We start from the raw sequence: 23,459 nt of genomic DNA, 5'->3' as shown, positions 1-23,459 counted from the left end.
CGAATGCGTTTTACAGATGAGCGCGATGAGCGGAGGGATTTGACACAGAGGATGAATCAGGAGGGGACAGTCGTGCGAGGCGGGTAGCAGCAGTGCGGAGCGGGCACTCGTTACGTTGCCCGCGCCTGTGTTTCGTTGATCAGTTGTCGCTTACTGCGTGTCTGATTACTGGGTTTCCAGCATCGAGCGCAGCATCCAGGCCGTTTTCTCATGCACTTGCATGCGCTGGGTCAGCAAGTCCGCCGTTGGCTCGTCGCTCACTTTGTCCAGCAACGGGAAGATGCCCCGTGCCGTACGGGTGACCGCTTCCTGCCCCTGAACCAGCGAACGAATCATGTCCTCGGCCGCAGGTACGCCCTCTTCTTCCTTGATCGACGACAAACGTGCATAGGTCGAATAGGTACCCGGGGCCGGGAAGCCCAGTGCGCGGATACGTTCAGCGATCTGATCCACCGCCAGCGCCAGTTCGTTGTATTGCTCTTCAAACATCAGGTGCAGCGTACGGAAAGCCGGGCCAGTCACGTTCCAGTGAAAGTTATGGGTTTTCAGATACAACACGTAGGTGTCTGCCAGCAGGCGGGAAAGACCGTCCACGATGGACTTGCGGTCTTCTTCGCTGATGCCGATATCGATTGCCATGTTCAGCCCTCTTCTATGATGGTTTTTTTCAAACGACTGCCGACCACTCTATCAAGACCATTGACCCTGCGCAGCCATCTGTCGGGATTAGTTCGGCCACGACGGCCGCGGTCAGACCCGCTTCATTTAATAGCAACGATCGGCGTGACGGTTTGTTTATGGCGGCCGCTCTGGAACGAGCTTTTGATCGCAATCAAAAAAAACCGGCATACGGCGGCAATCATCCGCCTGCACGGGCGCTAAGCGCTTGATTTGAGTAGCTCTCGGCTTTGCTGTTAAATACAGACGCGCTGCCACCAAAGTGCCGTCCGGCGGCAGTGCATAGGCAGGACCGACACTCGTGCATCACGCCTCCCTTTTTTCCCGAAGCGTACCGAAGGTCACCCGCTATTTCCTTGTGATCCATCTTAATGTGAGTCATCGAAATGTTGAAAATAGTCCACCTGCTAACGGGCGCAGCTGCCCTGCTGCTGTCTTTCATCCCCAGCCTGCGTAGTGAAGCGCTGTCTTCTTACCTGTCCCAACCGGATGCGCTGTACCTGGCGCTCTTCGGCCTCATCAACCTGGTGCTCGCGCCAGTCATTCCCTACTGGAATAAAGGTCCACGTCATCAACTGCAAAACCTGGTCAGCGGCTTGCTCGTCCTGGCCGTCGTGCTTCAAATCCTCACGCTGGTCGTTCCACTTGAAACCATCGCCGGCCAACCGGCCGTTCTGGTCAGTCTGCTCGCTGTCGTGATTGCCGTGGCATTGCACCTGGCTGTCAGCTTTTATCGCTCCTCTCCCGCGCCCGCCGCGCAGTCCCAGGACTTGGGCAACCGCGATACCGGCACGGTAAAGTGGTTCAACACCTCCAAAGGCTTCGGATTCATTTCCCGTGATTCGGGCGATGATATCTTCGTGCACTTTCGCGCTATCCGCGGTGAAGGTCACCGCGTTCTGGTCGAAGGCCAGCGTGTCGAGTTTTCGGTGATGAACCGCGACAAAGGCCTGCAAGCGGAAGACGTCATCGCTGCGCTCCCGCGCCGTTAACGTCGCCGCAAAAAGAAACCGCGCTCACAGGCGCGGTTTTTTTTGGCTGAAATTCCTGCCCTTAGCGCCCTTTCCCTTAATAGTGAGGGGGACGCGAGTCTTCAGCAAAGCCGTCGCCCTGCCCGCCCATTTCCTCCTGACGCTTGATCAGGGCGGCGATCTGTAATTCCAGACGATCAAGGCTGCGCTGCTGGGCAACCAATACGTCGTTGAGGGCCTGAATCGTATCGTCCTGAAAAGCCAGTCGACTTTCCAGCTCCATGACCCGAGATTCGAGCTCCATGGTCAGTCCTCCTTAAAGGTGAATGCTTCGGTCAATTCCGACTTCAGTAGCGTGGTAATTCGGGCCACCTCCTCCGCCGAGTAAGGCTTGGCGGGGTGCTTGCCCCACACCGGCGCAGGCCAGGCCGCGTCGCCGACCCGGCGAACGATGACGTGCATATGCAGCTGATTGACCACATTTCCCAAGGCTGCAACGTTCATTTTGTCGGCCTTGAAAGTACGATCAAGTACGGCCGAGAGGTAGGTGGTTTCCCTCCACAACTGGGCCTGCTCCGTCTCTGAAAGCTGAAACACTTCACTGATGTCCGGACGCTTTGGCACCAGGATGAACCATGGGTAATTGGAATCATTGGACAGCAGCAGCGTGCACAGCGGGAAATCGCCAATCGGCAGTGTGTCTTGCAGCAAGCGCGGATCCAGAACAAACACGTTGATACTCCTGATCGCCGATTAGATTTAATGAGCCAAGTCACTGGCCCCGATGGAGGCCTTGGGATAGGGAAGGATACTCGTGAATTCCGCGTGATTCATCTGGCACGGCGGTTCAAGGCATTTTGCGGATTTGGTGTTGACCGGCGAGCAGTACGCGCCCGCCTCGCACCAGAAGCGCGCATAAAAAACCGCAGCGCACGCTCATGAAGCAGATCAAGGCCCGCGTTGATCGCTGCGAATCAAGCACCGGATTTCGGACAAACCCTTTGAACTCGGGCCTCACGCTCAATTTTAGACACTGACCCTACCGGCATAACGCCTGGCATCAAGCCGACTCCGATCCGAGAGAACCAAACGCAGGCAACTTCGCCGGACGACGCACCAAAAAGACTCAGATGAGGCGCGAATATGTGACAGCTATCCGCGATTTACCCACTCCGGAGGGGTAACAGGTAACGCCAGTGACATTTGCCCGCGTTATCCTCAAGGCAACTGATGTTACAAAGCAGGCTATCTAAAATATTTTTATCGTTTTAATTCAGTGGGTTAAGGGCTACATCGAATGTTTCCTCACCGCTTTCGACATTTTTTTCATGTTCGTCGAAATTTTGTGCACGGTTGTTGCTTTGTCACACACAAGCTTGAAGACGAGCGCGTCGAAAGACAGGCCGGACCCGAACGGACTCAACGTCGTTTGACAAGGTAGCTGGAGCGGCTGGATTCGGTGAGTGATGAATGAATTCAGCGTCCACAGTGACCCGGTAGCGCACGGTTGAATAAACAGGAGCTGTTCAGTAGCGACATGGACAAAGCTGGCGGCGACAAGGCCGTAAAGAAACTGAAAGGATAGGTTTGTCACTATCGCCAATAATGTCAGCGTGTTGTAGATTTCGCCGACACCAAAAAGAAAGAAGCCGGCCAGATAAAAAAACAGGTGGACGGCAGTACTCTTCTTAAAAACCAAAGGAGCAAAGTCACGATGAGAGTGATGAAGTGGAGCGCAATCGCACTGGCAGTTACTGCAGCCAGCACCCAATTGGCATCGGCTGCGGCATTCGTAAGCGATCAGTCCGAAGCAACTGGTTTTGTAGAGGGGAGCAAGCTGGATGTTAAGGCTCGTAACTACTATTTCAACCGCCACATCCTGCACGACGAAGGTCGCAAAGACCAACGTGACTGGACTCAGGGATTCTGGGGCAACTTCACTTCGGGTTACACCCAGGGTCTGATCGGCGTAGGTGTCGACGCCTTTGGTTATGCAGGCTTCAAACTTAGCGGCGACGACAAGCACTCGGGTTCTGGCAACCTGACGCTGGACACCACACCGAATTCCGACGGCTTCCGCGACAACCACGACAGCTTCGGCAAAGCCGGTGCCGCCGCCAAGTTCCGGATTTCCAAAACCGAACTCAAGATCGGTGACATGCAGCCTCAGAACCCAGTGTTCGCGGTGGGTGGCTCTCGCTTGTTGCCACAGACCGCCAGCGGCCTCAGCCTGCAGAGCAGCGAGATCAAAGGTCTCGATGTTGAAGCCGGGCATTTCTATTCGGGCACCAGCCAGAACGATACCAGCCATGACGGCGGCATTTTTGCAACTTACGCAGCGGTGGAAGCGAAAACTGCCGACTTCGGCGGTGGTAAATACTCCATCACCGACAATCTGGGCGTTGGTTTCTACTACGCCAAATTGGAAGACGTTTGGAACCAGTACTACGGCAACATCAACTACGCGCTGCCGTTAACTGACGACCAAGCCCTGGCGTTCGACTTCAACATCTACAACACAAAAGATACCGGCAGTGCCAAAGCTGGCACTATCAGCAACACCGCATGGTCGGGCTCGGCTGCTTACTCCTTCCTGGCTGCGCATACGTTGACACTCGCCTTCCAGAAAGTTAACGGTGATACGCCGTTCGACTACATCGGTATCGGCGACAATAATAAAGGCGGCGACTCGATCTTCCTTGCGAACTCGATTCAATACTCCGACTTCAACGCTCCGGGCGAGAGATCGTGGCAAGGTCGTTACGACCTGAACATGGCGCCCTACGGTGTGGCCGGCCTGAGCTTCATGGCCCGTTACGTCAGCGGTACCAACATTGATGGTACTCATACTCCATCCAACAGCTCTTACACCGGTCTTTATGGTGCTGACGGCAGCCACCATGAAACAAACGTCGAGGCCAAATACGTCGTTCAAGCTGGCCCGGCCAAAGACCTGTCGTTCCGTATTCGTCAAGCGTGGCACCGCGCCAATGCCGACGAAGGCGAAGGTGATGTCAACGAGTTCCGTCTGATCGTCGACTACCCGATTTCGGTCCTGTAATCGCACTGTCTGACACTCGTTATCGAAAAGCCCGGCCTTCGCGCCGGGCTTTTTCATGGGCGCACGGTTGACAATCCCTCCCCTTGCGGCGCCCGTCCGGCCTGTACTCAGCGATACCACCACCGTACAATGCCGGGTCATTTCCCAGTCACCGCAACCGACAACGGCCGACCATGCGTACCAGTCAATATTTGCTCGCCACACAGAAAGAAACGCCATCCGATGCGGTCGTGATCAGCCATCAGCTGATGCTTCGTGCCGGCATGATTCGCAAACTTGCCTCCGGTCTCTACACCTGGCTCCCCATGGGCCTGCGGGTATTGCGCAAGGTCGAAGCGGTGGTTCGTGAAGAAATGAACGCAGCGGGCGCGCTGGAAGTATTGATGCCGGGCATTCAACCGGCAGAGCTTTGGCAGGAATCGGGCCGCTGGGAACAGTACGGCCCTGAGCTGTTGCGCCTGAAAGACCGTCATGATCGCGAATTCTGCGCGGGCCCGACCCACGAAGAAGTCATCACCGATCTGGCCCGCAACGAGCTCAACAGCTATAAACAGCTGCCGATCAACATGTACCAGATCCAGACCAAATTCCGTGACGAAATCCGCCCGCGCTTCGGTTTGATGCGCGGCCGCGAATTCATCATGAAGGACGCCTATTCCTTCCATGCGACCCAGGATTCCCTTCAGGAAACCTACGACCGTATGCATCAGGCGTACTGCAACGTGTTTACCCGCCTGGGCCTGAACTTCCGCCCTGTGGTGGCTGACAACGGCTCCATTGGTGGTGCGGGCTCCCATGAGTTCCACGTACTGGCGGAGTCCGGCGAAGACGACATCGTATTCAGCGACACCTCCGACTACGCCGCCAACATCGAAAAAGCCGAAGCCATTCCGCGCGAGGCCAGCCGCCCTGCCCCGACTGAAGAACTGCGCCTTGTCGACACCCCCGACGCCAAGACCATCGCGGCCCTGGTCGAGCAGTTCAATCTGCCGATCGAAAAGACCGTCAAGACCCTCGTTGTGCATGCTGCCGAGGAAGGCAAGCTGATTGCGCTGATCATCCGTGGCGATCACGAGCTCAACGAAATCAAGGCGTCCAATCTGGAGCAAGTCGCCAGCCCGCTGGTCATGGCCTCCGAAGCCGAACTGCGTGACGCCATCGGCGCCGGCGCGGGCTCCCTCGGCCCGCTGAATCTGCCGCTGCCGTGCATCATCGACCGCTCGGTGGAGCTGATGAGCGACTTCGGCATTGGCGCGAACATCGATGACAAGCACTACTTCGGCGTCAACTGGGAACGGGACCTGCCGGTTCCCGCCGTGGCTGACCTGCGTAACGTCGTCGCCGGCGACCCAAGCCCTGACGGTCAGGGCAATGTGATCATCAAGCGCGGCATCGAAGTCGGGCACATCTTCCAGCTGGGCACCCAGTACAGCGACGCGATGAAGTGCCAGGTGCTGGGCGAGAACGGCAAGCCGGTCACCCTGACCATGGGTTGCTACGGCATTGGTGTGTCCCGCGTTGTGGCGGCTGCGATCGAGCAGAACAACGACGCAAACGGCATCATCTGGAGCGACGCGCTCGCGCCTTTCCAGATCGCCCTCGTGCCGCTGCGCTACGAAACCGATGCAGTCAAAGAGGCAACCGACAAGCTGTACGCCGAACTGACGGCGGCGGGCTTCGAAGTGTTGCTGGATGACCGCGACAAGAAGACCAGCCCGGGGATCAAGTTTGCCGACATGGAACTGATCGGCATTCCGCATCGCATCGTGGTCAGTGACCGTGGTCTTGCTGAGGGCAACCTCGAATACAAGAGCCGCACCGAAGCCGAAGCGCAGGCCCTGCCTGTTGCCGATGTGTTGTCTTTCATCAAGGACCGGATCAAGCGCTGACCGGATGGCGCGCCTGCGATTGTGCAGGCGCGCTTTCATCCGCCACGCCTCTGCGATGCGCCTTACCTGCACCTAGAGATCTCATGTTCAAGCGAAATACCTCACGTCTCGCGGGCACTGTGTTGTGCACCAGCCTGGTTCTCGGCGGCTGTGCCAATCATCTGTCCCAGCGCAGCGAGCATGAAGAACGTGTCGAGCGCAAATTGCTCGACCACAGTTTTCAGGTCGACCTTGGCGAGCCCAAGACGCTGGAATTGCCCCAGCGCCGGATACGCATCCACGAGCTGAAAACCTTCGACATCACTGAATTCGAAGTCACCCGCCACTACGACCGGTACACGCCGTATCAGCCTTGGCGGGAAGTCTATGAAATCCCCCTGGGCGCCGTGGCCATCGTCGCGGGCGTCGGCGCCAACGTGGTCAACGTGCTGACGTTCGGCAGCCTGCCGGACAGTGTCACCAAGGACTGGCTCACTTACGGGGTCGCGGGCGTCAACCCGTTCATGAATGCACCCTCCCATGGACGCGCTCAACAGAACCTGGCCGGTATCGACGAGGTGCAGCGCGATCATCGCGTCGAGCATTCGAGCCTGCCGTGGAGTGAAGCGCCGGTTGAAGTCACTGCGGGCAAAGAGGCCCACGAGCTGAATACGGACCGTAACGGCGTGCTGCGGGTGAATCTGCTGGACAGCCCGTTCGCCGAGCAGAACCTGAGTTATGTCACCCAGCTGAACATCAAGGTTCAGGATGACCAGAGCAACGTCCAGGCAACTGCCACACTGCCGCTGAGCAAATCACTGCGCGGCAAGCTGATTGAAGCCCATGACCTGATTTACGACGATCTGGAAGACGACGAAGTCAGCCAGTGGGTGCATCGCGTCAAGCGTCTGTCCGAGCTGGGCCTGGAAGAAGAAGCCAGTGAGCTGGAACAGTCATTGATCGAACTGACCCGCAACGATCCGCAGTTGCAGCACGAATTCCTTCGGTCACTGGCAAAAGACGCCGGTCGACTGGTCGCAGTGCCGCCGGGCAGCGAATAACCTGGCCTGAACCAGCCTCAGCTGAACAACTCCAGCTGTTCATGGGCAGCACGAAGGTCATGCAGACGCACGCCGATTCCCAGCAATCGCACAGGCTTGCCACCGCGTGCGAACGCCTGGGTCAGCAGTTGCTCGTAACTGCTCAAGTCCCGCCCTGCCCCCGCCTGTTCCAGCGTCGTTTGGGTGAAGTCGTGAAACTTGACCTTCACGAACGGCTTGCCGGGGCGGTAAAGGCTGTCGATCCGCCCGATGCGGTCGTTCAACGTTTCCAACAACGCCGGCAACATCAGCAAACAACTGGCGAGGTCCGGCAGATCGGTGTCGTAGGTGTTTTCGACGCTGACCGACTGGCGCCGATTGTCGTTCTGCACGGGACGCTCATCCACACCATGGGCCAGATTCCACAGCCGCTCGCCGAACGAGCCGAATTCCCGCACCAGCGACAACTTGCTCCAGCCGCGCAGATCGGTGCAGGTGATGATGCCGAGGCGGCCAAGCTTGTCGGCGGTGACTTTGCCGACACCGTGCAATTTGGACACTGGCAACTGGGCGACGAAGTCTTCAATCTGATCAGGCGTGATCACGAACAGCCCGTTGGGCTTTTTCCAGTCACTGGCGATCTTGGCCAGAAACTTGTTCGGGGCAACGCCGGCGGAAACCGTGATGTGCAGCTGATTGGAGACCCGCCGCCGAATGTCCTGGGCGATGCGCGTCGCGCTGCCGGCAAAATGCTCGCATTCCGTGACATCCAGATAAGCCTCATCCAGCGACAGCGGCTCGATCAGGTCGGTGTAGTCGCGGAAGATCGTCTGGATCTCTTTCGATGCTTCTTTATAGGCATCCATCCTCGGTTTGACGATGGTGAGGTCCGGGCACAGTGTCAGCGCATGACGGGATGACATCGCGGAGCGAATGCCGTAGGCCCGGGCCTCATAGTTGCAGGTGGCGATCACACCCCGCCGTTCTGCCGACCCACCCACTGCAAGGGGCTTGCCGGCCAGGCGCGGGTCATCGCGCATCTCAATCGCGGCGTAGAAGCAATCACAGTCGATATGGATGATTTTGCGCTGCGGCATCACATGGGGTCGTAGGAAAACGGTCGCGCAGTATCTCATTCACGCGACTTTCTGACACTTAATAAGCCTCGCTCCCTACGGAATGTGCGCGCCACCCAACCAGCCAAAATACCCCTAAACCGAGGCGCGCCACCGATATCCGTCCCACCCGCCACGCTAACCGCTTGAAGAAAAAGCATTTTTTTCTGCCGATTGCTTGACACCCCGGCGATCCTCTGTAGAATGCCGCCACACAGACGCGGGATGGAGCAGTCTGGTAGCTCGTCGGGCTCATAACCCGAAGGTCGTCGGTTCAAATCCGGCTCCCGCAACCAAACATCAAAAAAGGCTACTCGAAAGAGTGGCCTTTTTTGTGGCCGCTGTTTGAGCAAGCCCGCCCCCATCGTTACCCCCCTCACCTCTTCATATGAATTAAACCGGGTCCATGGATGACGGCGACCTGCCCTTCGGCGCGGATTTCGATAAAAGCCTTGTCCAACCGCCACTTAGGCGACCCAACGCTCCCGATACGGTTATTTTGTCGATCCTTGGCATTAAAGGTTGACACTTTGTCGTTCGACTGTAGAATGCCGCCACACAGACGCGGGATGGAGCAGTCTGGTAGCTCGTCGGGCTCATAACCCGAAGGTCGTCGGTTCAAATCCGGCTCCCGCAACCAACATCTAAAAAGGCTACTCGAAAGAGTGGCCTTTTTTTTGCCTCGCTGAAAGCTCACGAACAGCGGGTCGGAATCCTTGTCACATCCCATTACCGGGGTGCGTTCATCCGAGAGGTCTTGTTACTGTATGTTGCCGGGGCAATAGTTTTAATCGCCCCTGCCGATACGCTGGCCAGCGACTGAACCTAGACTGAACGGTCACTGATACGTACCCGTGGTATTCGCCCGTTAGACGTTGAAGCGCTAACATCCTGAATTATTTTTTGCGTAGGGATTGGTAACTTGGCTGTATACCTCCATCCTGTCGCGCACGATCCAAGGAGTGATTGATGCGCGCCAACCCGTCCGACACAAATGAAGCAGTGACGGAGCATCCTCCGGCTCCCCCGAAACGATTGCGCCCACGCGAACTGGTGAGCAAGTACCGTCAACCCATCGGGTTGGGCGTCACCATCCTTTTGTTCGCCGTCGCCCTGATCGCCTGCCGGCACATGCTGACCGAGCTGGACATCTACGCCCTGCAGGATTCGCTGCTCAGCGTGCCGCTGCCTTCTCTGGCGGGCGCGGTGCTGGCGACGGCGATCGGCTTTGTGATTCTGCTGGGCTACGAGTGGTCCGCGAGTCGCTACGCCAATGTCGATCTGCCACCGAAGTCGCTGATCATGGGCGGGTTTTGCGCGTTCGCCATCGGCAACGCCGTAGGCCTGTCAATGTTGTCCGGCGGCTCGGTTCGTTACCGTCTTTATTCGCGACTGGGAGTGGGTGCGGGCGAAGTTGCCCACATGACCCTGTTCGCCAGCCTGTCACTGGGTTGCGCACTTCCCCCGCTGGCGGCCCTGGCGACCTTGAGCGACCTGCCCGCCGCTTCGCTGGCGCTGCATGTGTCGGTGCCGGTGCTGGCCACCGTGGCGGTGGCGGTGTTGGCCATCAGCGCAATCCTGGGTTATGCCATTTATCGCCGACGTCTGCCGGAACAGACGATCCCGCATAACTTGCTGGTGCGCGCCGGCCGCCGAACGCTGCGTTTGCCTGGCGTGCGCCTGACGCTGATGCAGCTGGTGATCACCGCGCTGGACGTTGCAGCCGCTGCGGCCGTCCTTTATCTGTTGCTGCCCTCCGCCCCACCCTTCGGCGCTTTCCTGCTGGTTTACCTGCTGGCCTTGGCCGCCGGTGTTCTCAGCCACGTGCCCGGTGGAGTCGGCGTCTTTGAAGCCATTCTGCTCGCCGCATTTGCCGACGAACTGGGCGCTGCACCGTTGGCTGCCGCGCTGCTGCTGTACCGCCTGATTTACGTGGTGATGCCACTGCTGATCGCGTGTCTGGTGCTGCTCTACAGTGAGGCCAAGCGACTGCTTTTCGCGCAACAGGCCATGCGTGTTGCATCAGGCCTTGGCGCCCCGATTCTGGCGTTGCTGGTGTTCCTCTCCGGCGTGGTACTGCTGTTTTCCGGCTCCACGCCCGAGATTGATACCCGTCTGGAGAGTCTCGGGTTCCTCATTCCCCATCGACTGATCGACGCTTCTCACTTCGGCGCCAGCCTGATTGGCGTGCTCTGCCTGCTGCTTGCCCAGGGCCTGCGTCGTCGCCTCTCCGCGGCATGGATGCTGACCACGATTCTGCTGTTTGTGGGCTCCATCCTGTCTATCCTCAAGGGCTTCGACTGGGAAGAAGCGAGCCTGCTGCTCCTGACCGCGTGCCTGTTGGCGATCTTCCGGCGCTCGTTCTACCGCCCGAGTCGTTTGCTGGAGCTGCCGTTTTCGCCGCTGTATCTGGTCGCCAGTGTTTGCGTGCTGGGCGCTTCGGTCTGGTTGCTGCTGTTCGCCTACCAGGACGTGCCCTACAGCCATCAGTTGTGGTGGCAATTCACCCTGGACGCCGACGCCCCTCGCGGGCTGCGTTCGGCACTGGGCAGCGCGGTGTTGCTGTTGATCGTCTCGCTGACCTGGTTGCTGCGCACCGCTCGCCCTGTGATCAACCTGCCTGACGAGGCGCAACTGGCCAAAGCGGCAGAGATCATCAAAGCGTCCAGCCAGCCCGATGGTGGTCTGGTCCTCACCGGCGACAAAGCGGTGCTGATGCACCCGGACGGCAACGCCTTTCTGATGTACGCCCATCGTGGCCGCAGCCTGGTTGCGTTGTACGACCCGATTGGCCCGACCCAGCAACGGGCCGAGCTGATCTGGCAGTTCCGCGATCTGTGCGACGTTCACCATGCCCGCCCTGTGTTCTATCAGGTGCGCGCCGAGAACCTGCCGTTCTACATGGACATCGGCCTGACTGCTATCAAGCTGGGCGAAGAAGCCCGGGTGGATCTGCACAAGTTCGATATCGAAGCCAAGGGCAAGGAAATGAAGGACCTGCGCTACACCTGGAACCGGGGTGGGCGCGACGGTCTGTCGCTGGAAATCTATGAAGTGGGTCAAGCGCCCATGGATGAGCTCAAAGTGATTTCCGATGCGTGGCTAATGGGCAAGAACGTGCGCGAGAAAGGCTTCTCGCTGGGCCGCTTCAGCCTGGAGTACCTCAAGCATTTCCGTATCGCCATCGTCCATTTCCAGGGCAAGCCGGTCGCGTTCTCCAATCTGCTGGAGACCTCGCGCAATGATCTGGCGAGCCTGGACCTGATGCGCTCGCACCCGGAAGCGCCAAAGCTGACCATGGAATTCATGATGGTCGGGCTGATCCTGCATTACAAAAAAGAAGGTTACGCCCGCTTCAGCCTCGGCATGGTGCCGTTGTCCGGGCTGCAACCGCGGCGTGGCGCACCTCTGACCCAGCGTCTGGGTTCGATGGTGTTCAGCCGTGGCGAACAGCTCTACAACTTCCAGGGGCTGCGCCGTTTCAAAGACAAATTCCAGCCTGACTGGGAACCTCGTTATATGGCCGTGCCCGCAGGACTTGATCCGCTGGTGGCACTGGCAGATACCGCCGCCCTGATCGCGGGCGGCCTGACTGGATTGGTGAAACGCTGATGATTCAACGCTACTGGCGCTTTTTGCTCGCAGCCCTGGTAATTCTGGTGGTGGCATTGGGTTTCTGGCTGTGGAACCGCCCCGCCGCGCAACCGACCCTTGAACACATCACCCTGGACGACGGCTCTGCGCTGATCCGTGTAGTGCCCTCGACCAAGGTGAAAACCCAAGTCGCCCTGGCCGTCACCGCCGAAGAATCACTGACCGAGAAGCAACTGCTCGCCCTGAGCTACGACGCTTCCGCTCGTGTGATCCAAGTGACACTGCCGAAGGATGACTGTCAGCTTCAGGCCAAGACCTTCAATGCTGCGCTGCAGAAGCTCGACGGTGCCCCTGATCTGGTCGCCGGTGTCGGGCCTGGTGCTTCGGTGGCCTGGCGCTGGCTGGCCGGTCAGAACAACGACAACGCCCGGGCCATCTCGGTCGGCTTCGTGCGCGATCAGCCGGGCTGCACCGATCCTGTGCCGAAAGCCGCCGCCCACGGCAAGTGGACGGTCGCCTGGAACGATGGGCCTGACGACGAAAGCGCCACGCTGGTCCGTGACGCACCCAACACCGAAACCAGCATCAGCGATTACGACATCAAATACCCGCAGGTGCTGAACAACGAAGTGCGCCGTCGCCTGATTGGTGGTGATGACAACGGCGGCCTGAACATTCCTGTGGTTGAGGTGCCGTCTTCACAGCCCTCCGACACGGTGACGCTGTTTCTGTCCGGCGACGGCGGCTGGCGCGACCTGGACAAGGACGTGGCAGGCGACATGGCGAAAATGGGCGGCTACCCGGTCGTCGGCATCGACACGCTGCGTTATTACTGGGAGCACAAATCGCCTGAACAGACCGCCGCTGATCTCAGCGAGCTGATGGCCCACTACCGGCAGAAATGGGGTGCCAAGCACTTCGTCCTTGCCGGCTACTCCTTCGGCGCCGATGTGCTGCCCGCGATCTACAACCGCTTGCCGGAAGAAGACAAGGCGCGGGTCGACGGGATCATCCTGCTCGCCTTCGCCCGCACCGGCAGCTTCGAGATCGCTGTTGAAGGGTGGTTGGGCGCTGCCGGTAAAGAAGCCGCGACAGGGCCTGAAATGGCCAAGCTGCCCGGCGACAAGGTGTTGTGCGTCTACGGCATCGAAGAGAAGGACGAAAGCGGCTGCACCGAAGCCACTGCGCCCGGCGAGAAGATGCAGCTGCCCGGTGGCCATCACTTTGACGAAGACTACCCTGCCCTGGCCAAGCGCTTGAGTGCGGTGATCGACAAGTGGAAGGGCAAAGAGCCCGCCGCCGAGTAATCCAGCACCCATAAAAAATCCCCGCGCTCTTGCGAGTGCGGGGATTTTTTTGTTTTCGGGGTCTGCTCAAGCCGGTTAGCATCTGGGATACGTTTCATCCCCGGGGGATCGACGTCAGCCGGGCAGAGGCCTGTATGTACGCCATCAATCTCGCGTCGTGACACCCGACACATTCCCGGTTAAACCCCATCGCACCGAAACGGAGCTGATTACATCTCCACCTGCGTACCCAGTTCGATCACCCGGTTAAATGGCAGCTTGAAGAACCTCAGATTGCCGTTGGCGTTCTTCAGCATGAACGCGAACAGACCCTCGCGCCAGCGGGCCATGCCCTCCAGTTTCGACGAGACCACGGTTTCGCGACTGAGGAAGTAGGTCGTGCGCATCGGACTGAAGTCCAGCTCCTTCAGGTGACACAGGCTGAGGGCCGCCGGCACGTCCGGCTCATCGATGAAGCCGAAGTGCAGAATCACGCGATAGAAGCCCTCGCCAAACGCCTCGACCTCGAAGCGTTGCGCTGCCGGCACGCGCGGGGCGTCTTCGTACACAACGGTCAGCAATACAACTTGTTCATGCAGCACCTGGTTGTGCAGCAAATTATGCAACAGCGCATGGGGCACGGCGTCCGCACGCGCCGTCAGAAACACTGCCGTACCCTGAACGCGATGGGGCGGCTGCACGCGAATACTGCTGATGAAGATCGGCAGCGGCAGACCCCCTTCGTCGATGCGGTCCACCAGCAGCTGCTTGCCGCGCTTCCAGGTGGTCATCAGGATGAACAGCGCAATGCCCGCCAGGAACGGGAACGCCCCGCCCTGCAGGACTTTTGGCACGTTCGCCGCGAAGAACATGCCGTCCACGAACAGGCATCCGGCCAAAATCGGCACCGCGATCAGCGGTGGCCACTTCCAGGCCAGCAGCATGACCGCCGCCACCAGAATCGTCGTGCAGAGCATCGTGCCGGTCACCGCCACGCCGTACGCCGAGGCCAGCGCGCCGGAAGACTCAAAGCCCAGCACCAGCAGGATTACCCCGACCATCAGCGCCCAGTTCACCGCGCCGATGTAGATCTGCCCTTGGGCGTCGCTTGAGGTGTGCTGGATGTACATGCGCGGGATATAGCCGAGCTGAATCGCCTGCAGCGTCATCGAGAACGCCCCGGAGATCACCGCCTGCGAAGCAATAATGGTCGCCAGGGTCGACAGCGCGATCAAAGGCAACAAGGCCCAACTCGGCGCCAGGAGGTAGAACGGGTTGCGCACCGCTTCCGGGTCCTGGATCACCAGGGCGCCCTGACCGAAGTAGTTCAGCACCAGCGCCGGCAATACCAGCGCGAACCACGCGCGCGAGATCGGCTTGCGACCGAAGTGGCCCATGTCCGCGTACAGCGCCTCGGCGCCGGTCAGTGCGAGTACTACGGCGCCCAGGACCGATACGCCAATGCCGGGATGATCGATAAAGAAGCGAACCGCCCACACCGGATTGACCGCGTGCAGCACTTCCGGCTGCTGGAGGATGCCGTGGACACCGAGCACGCCGAGGGTCACGAACCACAGCACCATGATCGGGCCAAACATCACGCCGATCCGCGCGGTGCCGTGACGCTGAATCAGAAACAGCGCCACCAGCACAACAAGAGAAATGGGCACCACCCAGTGCTCAAGCCCGTCAAATGCCAGCTCCATGCCTTCGACCGCCGACAACACGGAAATCGCCGGGGTGATCATGCTGTCGCCGTAAAACAGCGCTGCGCCGAACAGGCCAAAGACGATCATGCTCGCCTGCAGCTTCGGGTATTTGGCTGAAGCCCTTCGCGCCAGCGCCGTGAGCGCCATGATGCCGCCTTCGCCGTCATTGTCGGCACGCAGCACCAAGGCCATGTATTTGAAGGAGACCACCCAGATCAGTGACCAGAAGATCAGCGACAGAATGCCCAGTACGGCGTCGTGACCGGCTTGCACGCCGTAGCCGCCGACGAACACTTCTTTAATGGTGTACAGCGGGCTGGTACCGATGTCGCCATAGGCTACACCCACCGCGCCCACCAGCAGACTCAGCGGTTTTGCCGAAGAATGCCCGACCCCTGCCTGACTCGTTGCGTGACCCATTTACCACTCCTGAAACCATGACTCGATCACCGCGATCCGGCGTTGTCGGATTGACCTGCGCCGCACCGGTAAATTCCGATGCGCCCGGCCCACTTGGGGCGCCGGGCGTAACGCCGCGAAGCATAGCGCAGCACTCGTCGTAATTCTCTGTATAACACTGGTCAATCGTTCGACGCGCCGCTAGAATTGCGCACTTTTTGATCAGAGGCGCCCCAAGCGCCCAGTCAATGCTTCGGCTATTCGCCGGGCATCCTACGCCGAGGTTAGTCAATGTCCACCGTCACCACGTCCGCCGCCCCGAAGGTCGGCTTTGTCAGCCTCGGTTGCCCGAAGGCCCTGGTCGATTCCGAGCGCATCCTGACTCAGCTGCGCATGGAAGGCTATCAGGTCGTTCCGACCTACCAGGACGCTGACGTGGTCGTGGTCAACACCTGCGGTTTCATCGACAGCGCCAAGGCCGAATCCCTCGAGACCATCGGCGAAGCGCTGGCCGAGAACGGCAAAGTGATCGTCACCGGCTGCATGGGCGTCGACGAAAGCGTCATCCGCAACGTGCACCCGAGCGTACTGGCCGTGACCGGTCCGCAGCAGTATGAGCAAGTGGTCAATGCCGTCCATGACGCCGCGCCGCCCAAGCTCGATCACAACCCGCTGATCGATCTGGTACCGCCGCAAGGGGTCAAGCTGACTCCCCGTCATTACGCGTACCTGAAGATATCCGAAGGCTGCAACCACAGCTGCAGTTTCTGCATCATCCCGTCCATGCGCGGCAAGCTGGTCAGCCGCCCGATTGGCGACGTGCTCGACGAAGCCCAGCGGCTGGTCAAAGCCGGCGTGAAAGAGCTGCTGGTGATTTCCCAGGACACCAGCGCCTACGGCGTCGACATCAAATACCGCACCGGTTTCTGGAACGGTCAGCCGGTGCGCACGCGCATGACCGAGCTGTGCCAGGCGCTGAGTTCGCTGGGTGTGTGGGTGCGCCTGCACTACGTTTACCCGTACCCGCACGTCGACGAGATCATTCCGTTGATGGCGGCGGGCAAGATCCTGCCGTACCTGGACATCCCGTTCCAGCACGCCAGCCCGAAGATCCTCAAGCTGATGAAACGCCCGGCCTTCGAAGACAAGACCCTGGCGCGCATCAAGAACTGGCGCGAGCAGTGCCCGGACCTGATCATCCGTTCGACCTTCATCGTCGGCTTCCCGGGCGAAACCGAAGAAGACTTCCAGTACCTGCTGGACTGGCTGACTGAAGCCCAGCTCGACCGCGTCGGTTGCTTCCAGTACTCCCCTGTCGAGGGTGCACCGGCGAATCTGCTGGATGCGCCGATCGTGCCGGACGACATCAAGCAGGATCGCTGGGACCGCTTCATGGCGCACCAGCAAGCCATCAGCGCCGCGCGCCTGCAGATGAAAATCGGCAAGGAAATCGAAGTGCTGATCGACGAAGTGGATGAACAGGGTTTCGTCGGTCGTTCATTCTTCGACGCGCCGGAAATCGACGGCAATGTGTTTGTCGAAAGCGACCGTGACTTCAAGCCAGGCGACAAAGTTATGTGCCGCGTTGTAGATGCCGATGAGTACGACCTGTGGGCTGAGCCGATCTAAGGCTCAATTTCCAGCTCGACAGCGCTTCACCTCCAACAGCCCTGCCCGTAAAACGGCGGGGTTTGTTTTTTCTGGCTATCGTCCCCACATCAGGATCACTACCCAGGGAGCAGCGGCAATATGGTCCGGCACTCGGTCATCTATCTGCCCAGGCAGCACGACTTCGCCGAACTCACCCGGGTCTGGGAAGCCTCCGTGCGCGCGACCCATGACTTTCTGCCGGAGAACTACATCACGCTGCTGCGGCATCTGCTGGAAACCCAATACCTGGGCGCCGTGAACCTGTTCTGCACCCGGGACTCGCACCTGCGCATCACTGGCTTTGCCGGCACCACGCCGGGCAAACTCGAAATGCTGTTTATCGCCCCTGAACACCGTGGGATGGGCCTGGGCAAGCAACTGCTGGACTACGCGATCGAGCATTTCCACATCACCGAGCTGGACGTGAACGAGCAGAACGCCCAGGCGCTGGGCTTTTATGAACGGCAGGGGTTTGAGGTGGTGGGCCGGGCGGAAGTCGATGGACTCGGTCGGCCGCATCCGATGCTGCGGATGCGGCTCAGGATCAGTTGAAGCACACCGAATCAACGCTTCAGGCTTTCCAGCAGCACCTTGTTGAACTGCTGCGGATCCTGAATCTGCGGCGCATGGCCCAACCCGGCGAACTCCACCAGCGTCGCCTGGGGAATGCGCTTGGCGGCGGCCTTGCCCAGCTCCGGGTAATTGCCCAGCGTCTTGCGCAATGCCTCAGGCGCTGCGTCTTTGGCAATGGCGGTATTGTCCTTCTGGCCGATCAGCAACACGGTCGGCATCTTCAATTTCTCGAAGTCGTAGAACACCGGCTGATTGAAGATCATCCCGTAGGTCTGGGCAGAAGCTCGCGCCACCTCCTCTTTGCCTTTGCCGTTGAACATGCCGGCCTGCATATTGACCCAGTGATCGAACTCGGGCCGCCATTCGTTGGCGTAATAGGTCGACTGCTGATACTTGCGAATGCTGCCGGCGTTGGTCTTCAGCTCCCGGGTATACCAGTCATCGAAGCTGCGATCCGGTACGCCTTTGGCTTTCCAGTCTTCCAGACCGATAGGGTTGACCAGCAGCAACTGGTCCACTTGCTCGGGGTACATCAGCGCAAAGCGCGTCGCCAGCATGCCGCCCATGGAATGCCCGACCACCGTGACGTGATCGATGCCCAGTTGGGTCAGCAGCGCTTTGGTGTTCTGCGCCAGTTGCTCGAAGGTGTATTTATAGTCCGCCGGCTTGCTGGAGCGGCAGAAGCCGATCTGATCCGGCGCGACCACACGATAACCTGCGCCCGTCAGCGCCTTGATAGTGCCTTCCCACGTGGCGCCGCAAAAGTTCTTGCCGTGGAGCAGCACGACGCTGCGTCCATTGGCAGTGCCGCTCGGCTTGATGTCCATGTAACCCATCTGCACCGGCGCGCCCTGGGATTCGAAACTGAAATTCTGCGCCGGGAACGGATACTGGAAGCCTTCCAGCTGCGGGCCATAGGATGGAGTTTGCGCAGCGAGTAGCGGCAAGCTGACAGTCATCAGCAGTGCGGGTAGCCATTTGGTCATGAATTCGCTCCAGACAATGTAGGAATAGAGAGCAGACCTGCGTCGCTCCCGGAAAAATCCATCGAGTGGAGGCTTATTCACCCGCCAATTTCAATGTGGCCGCGATTAACGGTGCCTGGGCGGGTACAATAGGCGCCTTTCCATTTTGTTACGGCTTTTCTCATGACTGACCCCATTCGCCTTTCCAAACGCCTGATCGAGCTGGTCGGTTGCTCCCGGCGCGAAGCCGAGCTGTTCATTGAAGGCGGCTGGGTCACGGTGGACGGCGTTGTCGTCGACGAGCCCCAGTTCAAGGTCGAAAACCAGACCGTGGTGCTGAATGCGGAAGCAAAAGCCGATACCCCTGAATCCGTCACCCTGCTGTTCAACGCGCCGGCGGGCATGGCCCCTGAAAGCGCCCTGGCGCTGATCACGCCAGGTACGTTGTCCGCCGACCACAGCATCGGCCGGCGTCCGCTCAAAGGGCACTTCCTGCGCCTGGAATCTATTTCCACGCTGCAAGCCAACGCCAGCGGCCTGATGGTGTTCAGCCAGGACTGGAAAATCCTGCGCAAACTCACCGACGACCGCAGCAAGATCGAGCAGGAATACGTCGTCGAGATCTCGGGCGACATGGTTGCCCACGGCCTCAACCGCCTGAACCACGGCATGACCTACAAGGGCAAGGAACTGCCCAAGGTCAAAGCCAGCTGGCAGAACGAAAACCGCCTGCGCTTCGCCATGAAAAACCCGCAGCCCGGGGTCATTGCCCAGCTGTGCGAAGCGGTGGGTCTCAAGGTTGTTTCGGTGCGACGTATTCGTATCGGCGGCGTGTCCATCGGCAAGGTGCCTGAAGGCCAATGGCGCTACATGAACGACAAAGAAAAATTCTGAATCCCCTTTCTGAGCGGCCTATCGACTCTCGCGGGCGCTCATCTGCGAATCCCCAGGAAATACACGCACCATGATGAACAACGATGTACTGCGCAGCATCCGTTACATGCTTGATATCAACGACGCCAAAGTGGTCGATATCATCAAGCTCGGCGGGTTCGACGCGACCAAGGCCGATGTCGCGGCCTACATGAAGAAAGACGAAGAAGAAGGCTTCGTGCCGTGCAGCGACGAGGTCATGGCGCATTTCCTCGACGGTCTGGTGTTCTTCAAGCGCGGCAAGGACGAGAGCCGCCCGCCGCTGCCTGTCGAGCTGCCGATCACCAACAACATCGTTCTGAAAAAGCTGCGTGTGGCCTTCGAGCTGAAGGAAGACGACATGCACGCGATCCTCAAGGCGTCCGAGTTCCCGGTGTCCAAGCCTGAACTCAGCGCCCTGTTTCGCAAGGCGGGTCACACCAACTACCGTGTCTGTGGCGACCAGTTGCTGCGCAACTTCCTGCGCGGCCTGACCCTGCGCGTACGCGGCTAAGCGCTGCAGCTCCGTTGATGACCCAGGCCTACAGCGTTTCGCCGATCGGTTTCATGCGCTCGTGCTTCAAAGAGAAGTTTGCGATTCCCCGGCAGCCGCAACTGGCGCCTGCCGCGCGGGGCGTGTTGGAGTTGATCGCGCCCTTTGATCAGGGTGACGCCGTGCAGGGCCTGGAACAAGTCAGCCATGTCTGGCTGCTGTTTCTGTTTCATCAAGCCCTGGAGGACAAACCGCGACTCAAGGTGCGCCCTCCTCGTCTGGGCGGCAATCAGTCGATGGGCGTGTTCGCCACGCGCGCCACCCATCGGCCCAACGGCATCGGTCAGTCGGTGGTCAAGCTGGACAAGGTCGAAGCCGGGCGCCTGTGGTTGTCGGGCATCGACCTGCTGGACGGCACGCCGGTGCTGGACGTCAAACCCTACGTGCCCTACGCCGATGTCATCGCTGATGCGCGCAACGGCATGGCCGCCGCTGCGCCGGAGCTGATTCCGGTGCAGTGGGGGGATGCGGCGCTGGCCCAGGCCCGCGAACACGGGGTGCGCCTCGAAGAACCGCTGATCGAACTGATCGAGCAGTGCCTGGCTCAAGACCCGCGACCGGCCTACCAGACGCCCACGCCAGAGCGCCGCTACGGCGCGCAGTTCTGGGACCTGGACGTGCGCTGGCACTATCCGCAGCCGGGTGTCATTTGCGTGCTGGAGGTGGTTCCCGCCGCCGGTTGATAAACGACTGACGCCTGCCCACAAAAAAACCGCCTGGTCCGTGACCTCCAGGCGGTTTTTTTCAGACCCCAAAAATGCGGGTGCCTGTACTGACCTATTCGCCGATGACGTCACCCTCGCAGGGCTGGGAGGGTGTTCATCGGCGATTGGGTCGTATCTGAACGGCGTTACTTCTCGACGAAGGCGCGCTCGATCAGGTAATCACCCGGCTCGCGCATCCGCGGCGAAACGGTCAGACCGAAGCTGTTAAGCACTTCGCTGGTTTCGTCGAGCATGCTCGGGCTGCCGCACAGCATGGCGCGGTCGTCCTGCGGGTTGATTGGTGGCAGACCGATGTCGCTGAACAGCTTGCCGCTGCGCATCAGGTCGGTCAGGCGGCCTTCGTTCTCGAACGGCTCGCGGGTCACGGTCGGGTAGTAGATCAGCTTGTCGCGCAGCATCTCGCCGAAGAACTCGTTTTGCGGCAAATGCTCGGTGATGAACTCGCGGTAAGCGACTTCGTTCACGTAACGCACGCCGTGGCAGAGGATGACCTTCTCGAAACGCTCGTAGGTTTCTGGGTCCTGAATCACGCTCATGAACGGCGCCAAGCCAGTCCCGGTGCTGAGCAGGTAAAGATGCTTGCCCGGCTTGAGGTCATCCAGCACCAGCGTGCCCGTAGGCTTCTTGCTGATGATGATCTCGTCGCCTTCCTTCAGATGCTGCAGCTGGGAGGTCAGCGGGCCGTCCGGCACCTTGATGCTGAAGAACTCCAGATGCTCTTCCCAGTTCGGGCTGGCAATGGAGTAGGCACGCATGAGCGGGCGCCCGTTTGGCTGCTGCAGACCGATCATGACGAACTGACCGTTCTCGAAGCGCAGGCCAGGATCACGGGTGCACTTGAAACTGAAGAGGGTGTCGTTCCAGTGATGAACGCTGAGGACACGCTCGTGATTCATGTTGCTCATGGTACGTGGGAGCTCCTGATAAATAACCTGCGCCAGTCGATGCGCCATTGCGCGACATTCTAGTGGCAGACACAATATCTGTTAACTGAATTATCAAGATATGGGTTATCGGTTATATAGATATGCGATTTACTCTCCGTCAGCTCCAGGTTTTCGTCGCCGTCGCTCAGCAGGAAAGCGTTTCCCGCGCAGCGGTCCTGCTGTCCTTGTCGCAATCGGCGGCGAGCACGTCCATCACTGAACTGGAACGCCAGTCCAGCTGCCAGCTGTTCGACCGCGCCGGTAAGCGGCTGAGCCTCAATGCCACCGGCAGGCAGCTGTTGCCCCAGGCCGTTGCGCTGCTGGATCAGGCCGAGGAGATCGAAGACCTGCTCAACGGCAAGTCCGGCTTCGGCTCGCTGGCGGTCGGCGCAACCCTCACCATCGGCAACTACCTGGCGACCCTCTTGATCGGCAGTTTCATGCAGCGCCACCCTGAGAGCCAGGTGAAGCTGCACGTGCAAAACACGGCGAACATCGTTCAGCAGGTCGCCCATTACGAAATCGATCTGGGCTTGATCGAAGGCGACTGCAGCCACCCCGACATCGAAGTGCAGACTTGGGTCGAGGATGAGCTGGTGGTGTTTTGCGCCCCTCAGCATCCGCTGGCCAAAAAGGGCCGGGCGTCACTGGAGGAATTGACGCGGGAGGCGTGGATCTTGCGGGAGCAGGGTTCGGGGACGCGCCTGACCTTCGATCAGGCCATGCGTCACCACTTGAACAGCCTGAACGTGAGGCTGGAGCTGGAACACACCGAGGCGATCAAACGCGCCGTCGAGTCAGGGCTGGGAATTGGTTGCATCTCGCGTCTGGCCCTGCGTGACGCTTTCCGTCGCGGCAGCCTCGTTGCGGTTGAAACGCCGGAGCTGGATCTGGTGCGCCAGTTCTACTTCATCTGGCACAAACAGAAATATCAGACGTCCGCTATCCGCGAATTCCTCGACCTCTGTCGCTCATTCACCGCCGGTGTTAACCGCAGCGACGAGATTGTGCTGCCGAGCATTGCCTGACGCGCAGCCCGGCTATAAAGGCGATTGTCAGCCCAGCAAGATCAGGCCCCAGACCACGGCAATCATGCTCAGCGCCACGAACTGTGCGGCGCTGCCCATGTCTTTGGCGTTCTTCGACAGCGGGTGGCGGTCGAGGGAAATCCGGTCAATCGCGGCTTCGATGGCCGAGTTCAGCAGTTCCACGATCAGCGCCAACAGGCACACCGCGATCAGGATCGCGCGCTCGCCGCGGCTGACATGAAACACGAAGGACAGCGGGATCAACACGACGTTGAGCAGCACCAGTTGACGGAACGCCGCTTCGCCCTTGAATGCAGCGGTCAGGCCGTCAAAGGAATAGCCAGACGCGTTGAGAATACGTTTGAGGCCGGTCTGGCCTTTGAATGGGGACGTCATAGGAAAACTA

20 protein-coding genes, 2 tRNA genes and 1 pseudogene are annotated in these 23,459 nt (G+C 59.6%); 15 read left to right on the top strand and 8 right to left on the bottom strand.

Annotated elements, in window-relative coordinates; genetic code table 11:
• Positions 1-165: 165 nt before the first annotated feature.
• Positions 166-639 (bottom strand): Dps family protein, encoded by a 474-nt coding sequence (locus SLW74_RS01540; protein WP_037014103.1) that lies wholly within the window; start codon positions 637-639, stop codon positions 166-168.
• Between the two features lie 425 nt (positions 640-1,064).
• Here SLW74_RS01540 and SLW74_RS01535 point away from each other — a divergent pair.
• Together SLW74_RS01535 and SLW74_RS01530 are read left to right on the top strand one after the other, a co-directional pair.
• Positions 1,065-1,340: pseudogene (locus SLW74_RS01535) on the top strand (cold shock domain-containing protein membrane protein); the annotation flags it as partial.
• A gap of 108 nt (positions 1,341-1,448) precedes the next feature.
• On the top strand, positions 1,449-1,670 hold the full coding sequence (locus SLW74_RS01530; protein ID WP_004667445.1) for a cold shock domain-containing protein: 222 nt from the start codon (positions 1,449-1,451) through the stop codon (positions 1,668-1,670).
• Positions 1,671-1,746: 76 nt separating this feature from the next.
• Here SLW74_RS01530 and SLW74_RS01525 read toward each other — a convergent pair whose 3' ends face one another.
• Positions 1,747-1,953: a SlyX family protein gene (locus SLW74_RS01525; protein WP_065989748.1), complete on the bottom strand. Its 207-nt coding sequence runs from the start codon at positions 1,951-1,953 to the stop codon at positions 1,747-1,749.
• A gap of 2 nt (positions 1,954-1,955) precedes the next feature.
• On the bottom strand, positions 1,956-2,381 hold the full coding sequence (locus SLW74_RS01520; protein WP_065989749.1) for an HIT domain-containing protein: 426 nt from the start codon (positions 2,379-2,381) through the stop codon (positions 1,956-1,958).
• A gap of 982 nt (positions 2,382-3,363) precedes the next feature.
• On the opposite strand from SLW74_RS01520, the gene SLW74_RS01515 reads away from it, so the two are divergent.
• The 3 genes from SLW74_RS01515 to SLW74_RS01505 all read left to right on the top strand — a co-directional run bounded on the left by SLW74_RS01515 (position 3,364) and on the right by SLW74_RS01505 (position 7,639).
• A complete protein-coding gene (locus SLW74_RS01515) occupies positions 3,364-4,710 on the top strand; it encodes an OprD family porin (RefSeq protein WP_410927909.1) in 1,347 nt (448 codons plus the stop codon).
• Positions 4,711-4,883: 173 nt separating this feature from the next.
• Positions 4,884-6,599, top strand: a complete 1,716-nt coding sequence (locus SLW74_RS01510) for a proline--tRNA ligase (protein ID WP_369319704.1) — start codon at positions 4,884-4,886, stop codon at positions 6,597-6,599.
• An 83-nt stretch (positions 6,600-6,682) separates the two neighbouring features.
• The gene (locus tag SLW74_RS01505; RefSeq protein ID WP_410927908.1) at positions 6,683-7,639 is read left to right on the top strand and encodes a hypothetical protein; all 957 of its coding nucleotides are present in this window, start codon (positions 6,683-6,685) and stop codon (positions 7,637-7,639) included.
• Positions 7,640-7,656: 17 nt separating this feature from the next.
• On the opposite strand, the gene dinB is transcribed toward SLW74_RS01505, so the two are convergent.
• The gene (gene dinB, locus SLW74_RS01500; protein WP_192132123.1) at positions 7,657-8,715 is read right to left on the bottom strand and encodes a DNA polymerase IV; all 1,059 of its coding nucleotides are present in this window, start codon (positions 8,713-8,715) and stop codon (positions 7,657-7,659) included.
• A 237-nt stretch (positions 8,716-8,952) separates the two neighbouring features.
• Here dinB and SLW74_RS01495 point away from each other — a divergent pair.
• The 4 genes from SLW74_RS01495 to SLW74_RS01480 all read left to right on the top strand — a co-directional run bounded on the left by SLW74_RS01495 (position 8,953) and on the right by SLW74_RS01480 (position 13,634).
• Positions 8,953-9,029: transfer RNA gene (locus tag SLW74_RS01495), tRNA-Met, on the top strand.
• Between the two features lie 267 nt (positions 9,030-9,296).
• Positions 9,297-9,373: transfer RNA gene (locus SLW74_RS01490), tRNA-Met, on the top strand.
• 329 nt (positions 9,374-9,702) lie between these two features.
• Positions 9,703-12,345, top strand: coding sequence for a bifunctional lysylphosphatidylglycerol flippase/synthetase MprF (gene mprF, locus SLW74_RS01485; RefSeq protein ID WP_065989761.1), 2,643 nt, complete (start codon positions 9,703-9,705; stop codon positions 12,343-12,345).
• Positions 12,345-13,634 carry a virulence factor family protein gene (locus SLW74_RS01480; RefSeq protein WP_192132128.1) on the top strand — a complete coding sequence of 430 codons (1,290 nt, stop codon included), beginning with the start codon at positions 12,345-12,347 and terminating at the stop codon, positions 13,632-13,634. The genes mprF and SLW74_RS01480 overlap by 1 nt, the downstream gene beginning before the upstream one ends.
• A 209-nt stretch (positions 13,635-13,843) precedes the next feature.
• On the opposite strand, the gene SLW74_RS01475 is transcribed toward SLW74_RS01480, so the two are convergent.
• Positions 13,844-15,742, bottom strand: coding sequence for a potassium transporter Kup (locus tag SLW74_RS01475; RefSeq protein ID WP_065989764.1), 1,899 nt, complete (start codon positions 15,740-15,742; stop codon positions 13,844-13,846).
• Between the two features lie 270 nt (positions 15,743-16,012).
• Between SLW74_RS01475 and rimO the strand changes: the two genes are divergently transcribed.
• Complete coding sequence (gene rimO, locus SLW74_RS01470; protein WP_065989766.1) at positions 16,013-17,350, top strand: 30S ribosomal protein S12 methylthiotransferase RimO; 1,338 nt, start codon at positions 16,013-16,015, stop codon at positions 17,348-17,350.
• Positions 17,351-17,470: 120 nt separating this feature from the next.
• Positions 17,471-17,923 (top strand): GNAT family N-acetyltransferase, encoded by a 453-nt coding sequence (locus tag SLW74_RS01465; protein WP_410927907.1) that lies wholly within the window; start codon positions 17,471-17,473, stop codon positions 17,921-17,923.
• Positions 17,924-17,934: 11 nt separating this feature from the next.
• On the opposite strand, the gene SLW74_RS01460 is transcribed toward SLW74_RS01465, so the two are convergent.
• The gene (locus tag SLW74_RS01460) at positions 17,935-18,930 is read right to left on the bottom strand and encodes an alpha/beta fold hydrolase (protein ID WP_410927906.1); all 996 of its coding nucleotides are present in this window, start codon (positions 18,928-18,930) and stop codon (positions 17,935-17,937) included.
• Positions 18,931-19,092: 162 nt separating this feature from the next.
• Here SLW74_RS01460 and SLW74_RS01455 point away from each other — a divergent pair, with 162 nt between their 5' ends.
• From SLW74_RS01455 to tsaA, 3 genes are all read left to right on the top strand, one after another.
• Positions 19,093-19,803, top strand: coding sequence for an rRNA pseudouridine synthase (locus SLW74_RS01455; RefSeq protein ID WP_065989772.1), 711 nt, complete (start codon positions 19,093-19,095; stop codon positions 19,801-19,803).
• Between the two features lie 70 nt (positions 19,804-19,873).
• Positions 19,874-20,335: a DUF1456 family protein gene (locus SLW74_RS01450; protein WP_074891250.1), complete on the top strand. Its 462-nt coding sequence runs from the start codon at positions 19,874-19,876 to the stop codon at positions 20,333-20,335.
• A gap of 17 nt (positions 20,336-20,352) precedes the next feature.
• Positions 20,353-21,057, top strand: a complete 705-nt coding sequence (gene tsaA, locus SLW74_RS01445) for a tRNA (N6-threonylcarbamoyladenosine(37)-N6)-methyltransferase TrmO (RefSeq protein WP_410927905.1) — start codon at positions 20,353-20,355, stop codon at positions 21,055-21,057.
• A 167-nt stretch (positions 21,058-21,224) separates the two neighbouring features.
• On the opposite strand, the gene fpr is transcribed toward tsaA, so the two are convergent.
• Positions 21,225-22,004: a ferredoxin-NADP reductase gene (fpr, locus tag SLW74_RS01440; protein WP_065989778.1), complete on the bottom strand. Its 780-nt coding sequence runs from the start codon at positions 22,002-22,004 to the stop codon at positions 21,225-21,227.
• Between the two features lie 122 nt (positions 22,005-22,126).
• Here fpr and SLW74_RS01435 point away from each other — a divergent pair, with 122 nt between their 5' ends.
• Positions 22,127-23,053: a LysR family transcriptional regulator gene (locus SLW74_RS01435; protein ID WP_410927904.1), complete on the top strand. Its 927-nt coding sequence runs from the start codon at positions 22,127-22,129 to the stop codon at positions 23,051-23,053.
• Positions 23,054-23,080: 27 nt separating this feature from the next.
• Here SLW74_RS01435 and SLW74_RS01430 read toward each other — a convergent pair whose 3' ends face one another.
• Positions 23,081-23,449: a diacylglycerol kinase gene (locus SLW74_RS01430; RefSeq protein ID WP_065989780.1), complete on the bottom strand. Its 369-nt coding sequence runs from the start codon at positions 23,447-23,449 to the stop codon at positions 23,081-23,083.
• Between the last annotated feature and the right edge of the window lie 10 nt (positions 23,450-23,459).

The organism is Pseudomonas sp. W5-36 (assembly GCF_046540455.1).
Taxonomy (GTDB): domain Bacteria; phylum Pseudomonadota; class Gammaproteobacteria; order Pseudomonadales; family Pseudomonadaceae; genus Aquipseudomonas; species Aquipseudomonas graminis_B.
This window is presented reverse-complemented; position numbering and strand designations above follow the sequence as displayed.

What these genes read in the sequence shown, in the direction of transcription:
- SLW74_RS01540 (WP_037014103.1), bottom strand. Translation starts at nt 639, where the DNA reads ATGGCAATCGATATCGGCATCAGCGAAGAAGACCGCAAGTCCATCGTG.
- SLW74_RS01525 (WP_065989748.1), bottom strand. Translation starts at nt 1,953, where the DNA reads ATGGAGCTCGAATCTCGGGTCATGGAGCTGGAAAGTCGACTGGCTTTT.
- SLW74_RS01515 (WP_410927909.1), top strand. Translation starts at nt 3,364, where the DNA reads ATGAGAGTGATGAAGTGGAGCGCAATCGCACTGGCAGTTACTGCAGCC.
- SLW74_RS01510 (WP_369319704.1), top strand. Translation starts at nt 4,884, where the DNA reads ATGCGTACCAGTCAATATTTGCTCGCCACACAGAAAGAAACGCCATCC.
- SLW74_RS01505 (WP_410927908.1), top strand. Translation starts at nt 6,683, where the DNA reads ATGTTCAAGCGAAATACCTCACGTCTCGCGGGCACTGTGTTGTGCACC.
- dinB (WP_192132123.1), bottom strand. Translation starts at nt 8,715, where the DNA reads ATGCCGCAGCGCAAAATCATCCATATCGACTGTGATTGCTTCTACGCC.
- mprF (WP_065989761.1), top strand. Translation starts at nt 9,703, where the DNA reads ATGCGCGCCAACCCGTCCGACACAAATGAAGCAGTGACGGAGCATCCT.
- SLW74_RS01480 (WP_192132128.1), top strand. Translation starts at nt 12,345, where the DNA reads ATGATTCAACGCTACTGGCGCTTTTTGCTCGCAGCCCTGGTAATTCTG.
- SLW74_RS01475 (WP_065989764.1), bottom strand. Translation starts at nt 15,742, where the DNA reads ATGGGTCACGCAACGAGTCAGGCAGGGGTCGGGCATTCTTCGGCAAAA.
- rimO (WP_065989766.1), top strand. Translation starts at nt 16,013, where the DNA reads ATGTCCACCGTCACCACGTCCGCCGCCCCGAAGGTCGGCTTTGTCAGC.
- SLW74_RS01465 (WP_410927907.1), top strand. Translation starts at nt 17,471, where the DNA reads ATGGTCCGGCACTCGGTCATCTATCTGCCCAGGCAGCACGACTTCGCC.
- SLW74_RS01460 (WP_410927906.1), bottom strand. Translation starts at nt 18,930, where the DNA reads ATGACCAAATGGCTACCCGCACTGCTGATGACTGTCAGCTTGCCGCTA.
- SLW74_RS01455 (WP_065989772.1), top strand. Translation starts at nt 19,093, where the DNA reads ATGACTGACCCCATTCGCCTTTCCAAACGCCTGATCGAGCTGGTCGGT.
- SLW74_RS01450 (WP_074891250.1), top strand. Translation starts at nt 19,874, where the DNA reads ATGATGAACAACGATGTACTGCGCAGCATCCGTTACATGCTTGATATC.
- tsaA (WP_410927905.1), top strand. Translation starts at nt 20,353, where the DNA reads ATGACCCAGGCCTACAGCGTTTCGCCGATCGGTTTCATGCGCTCGTGC.
- fpr (WP_065989778.1), bottom strand. Translation starts at nt 22,004, where the DNA reads ATGAGCAACATGAATCACGAGCGTGTCCTCAGCGTTCATCACTGGAAC.
- SLW74_RS01435 (WP_410927904.1), top strand. Translation starts at nt 22,127, where the DNA reads ATGCGATTTACTCTCCGTCAGCTCCAGGTTTTCGTCGCCGTCGCTCAG.
- SLW74_RS01430 (WP_065989780.1), bottom strand. Translation starts at nt 23,449, where the DNA reads ATGACGTCCCCATTCAAAGGCCAGACCGGCCTCAAACGTATTCTCAAC.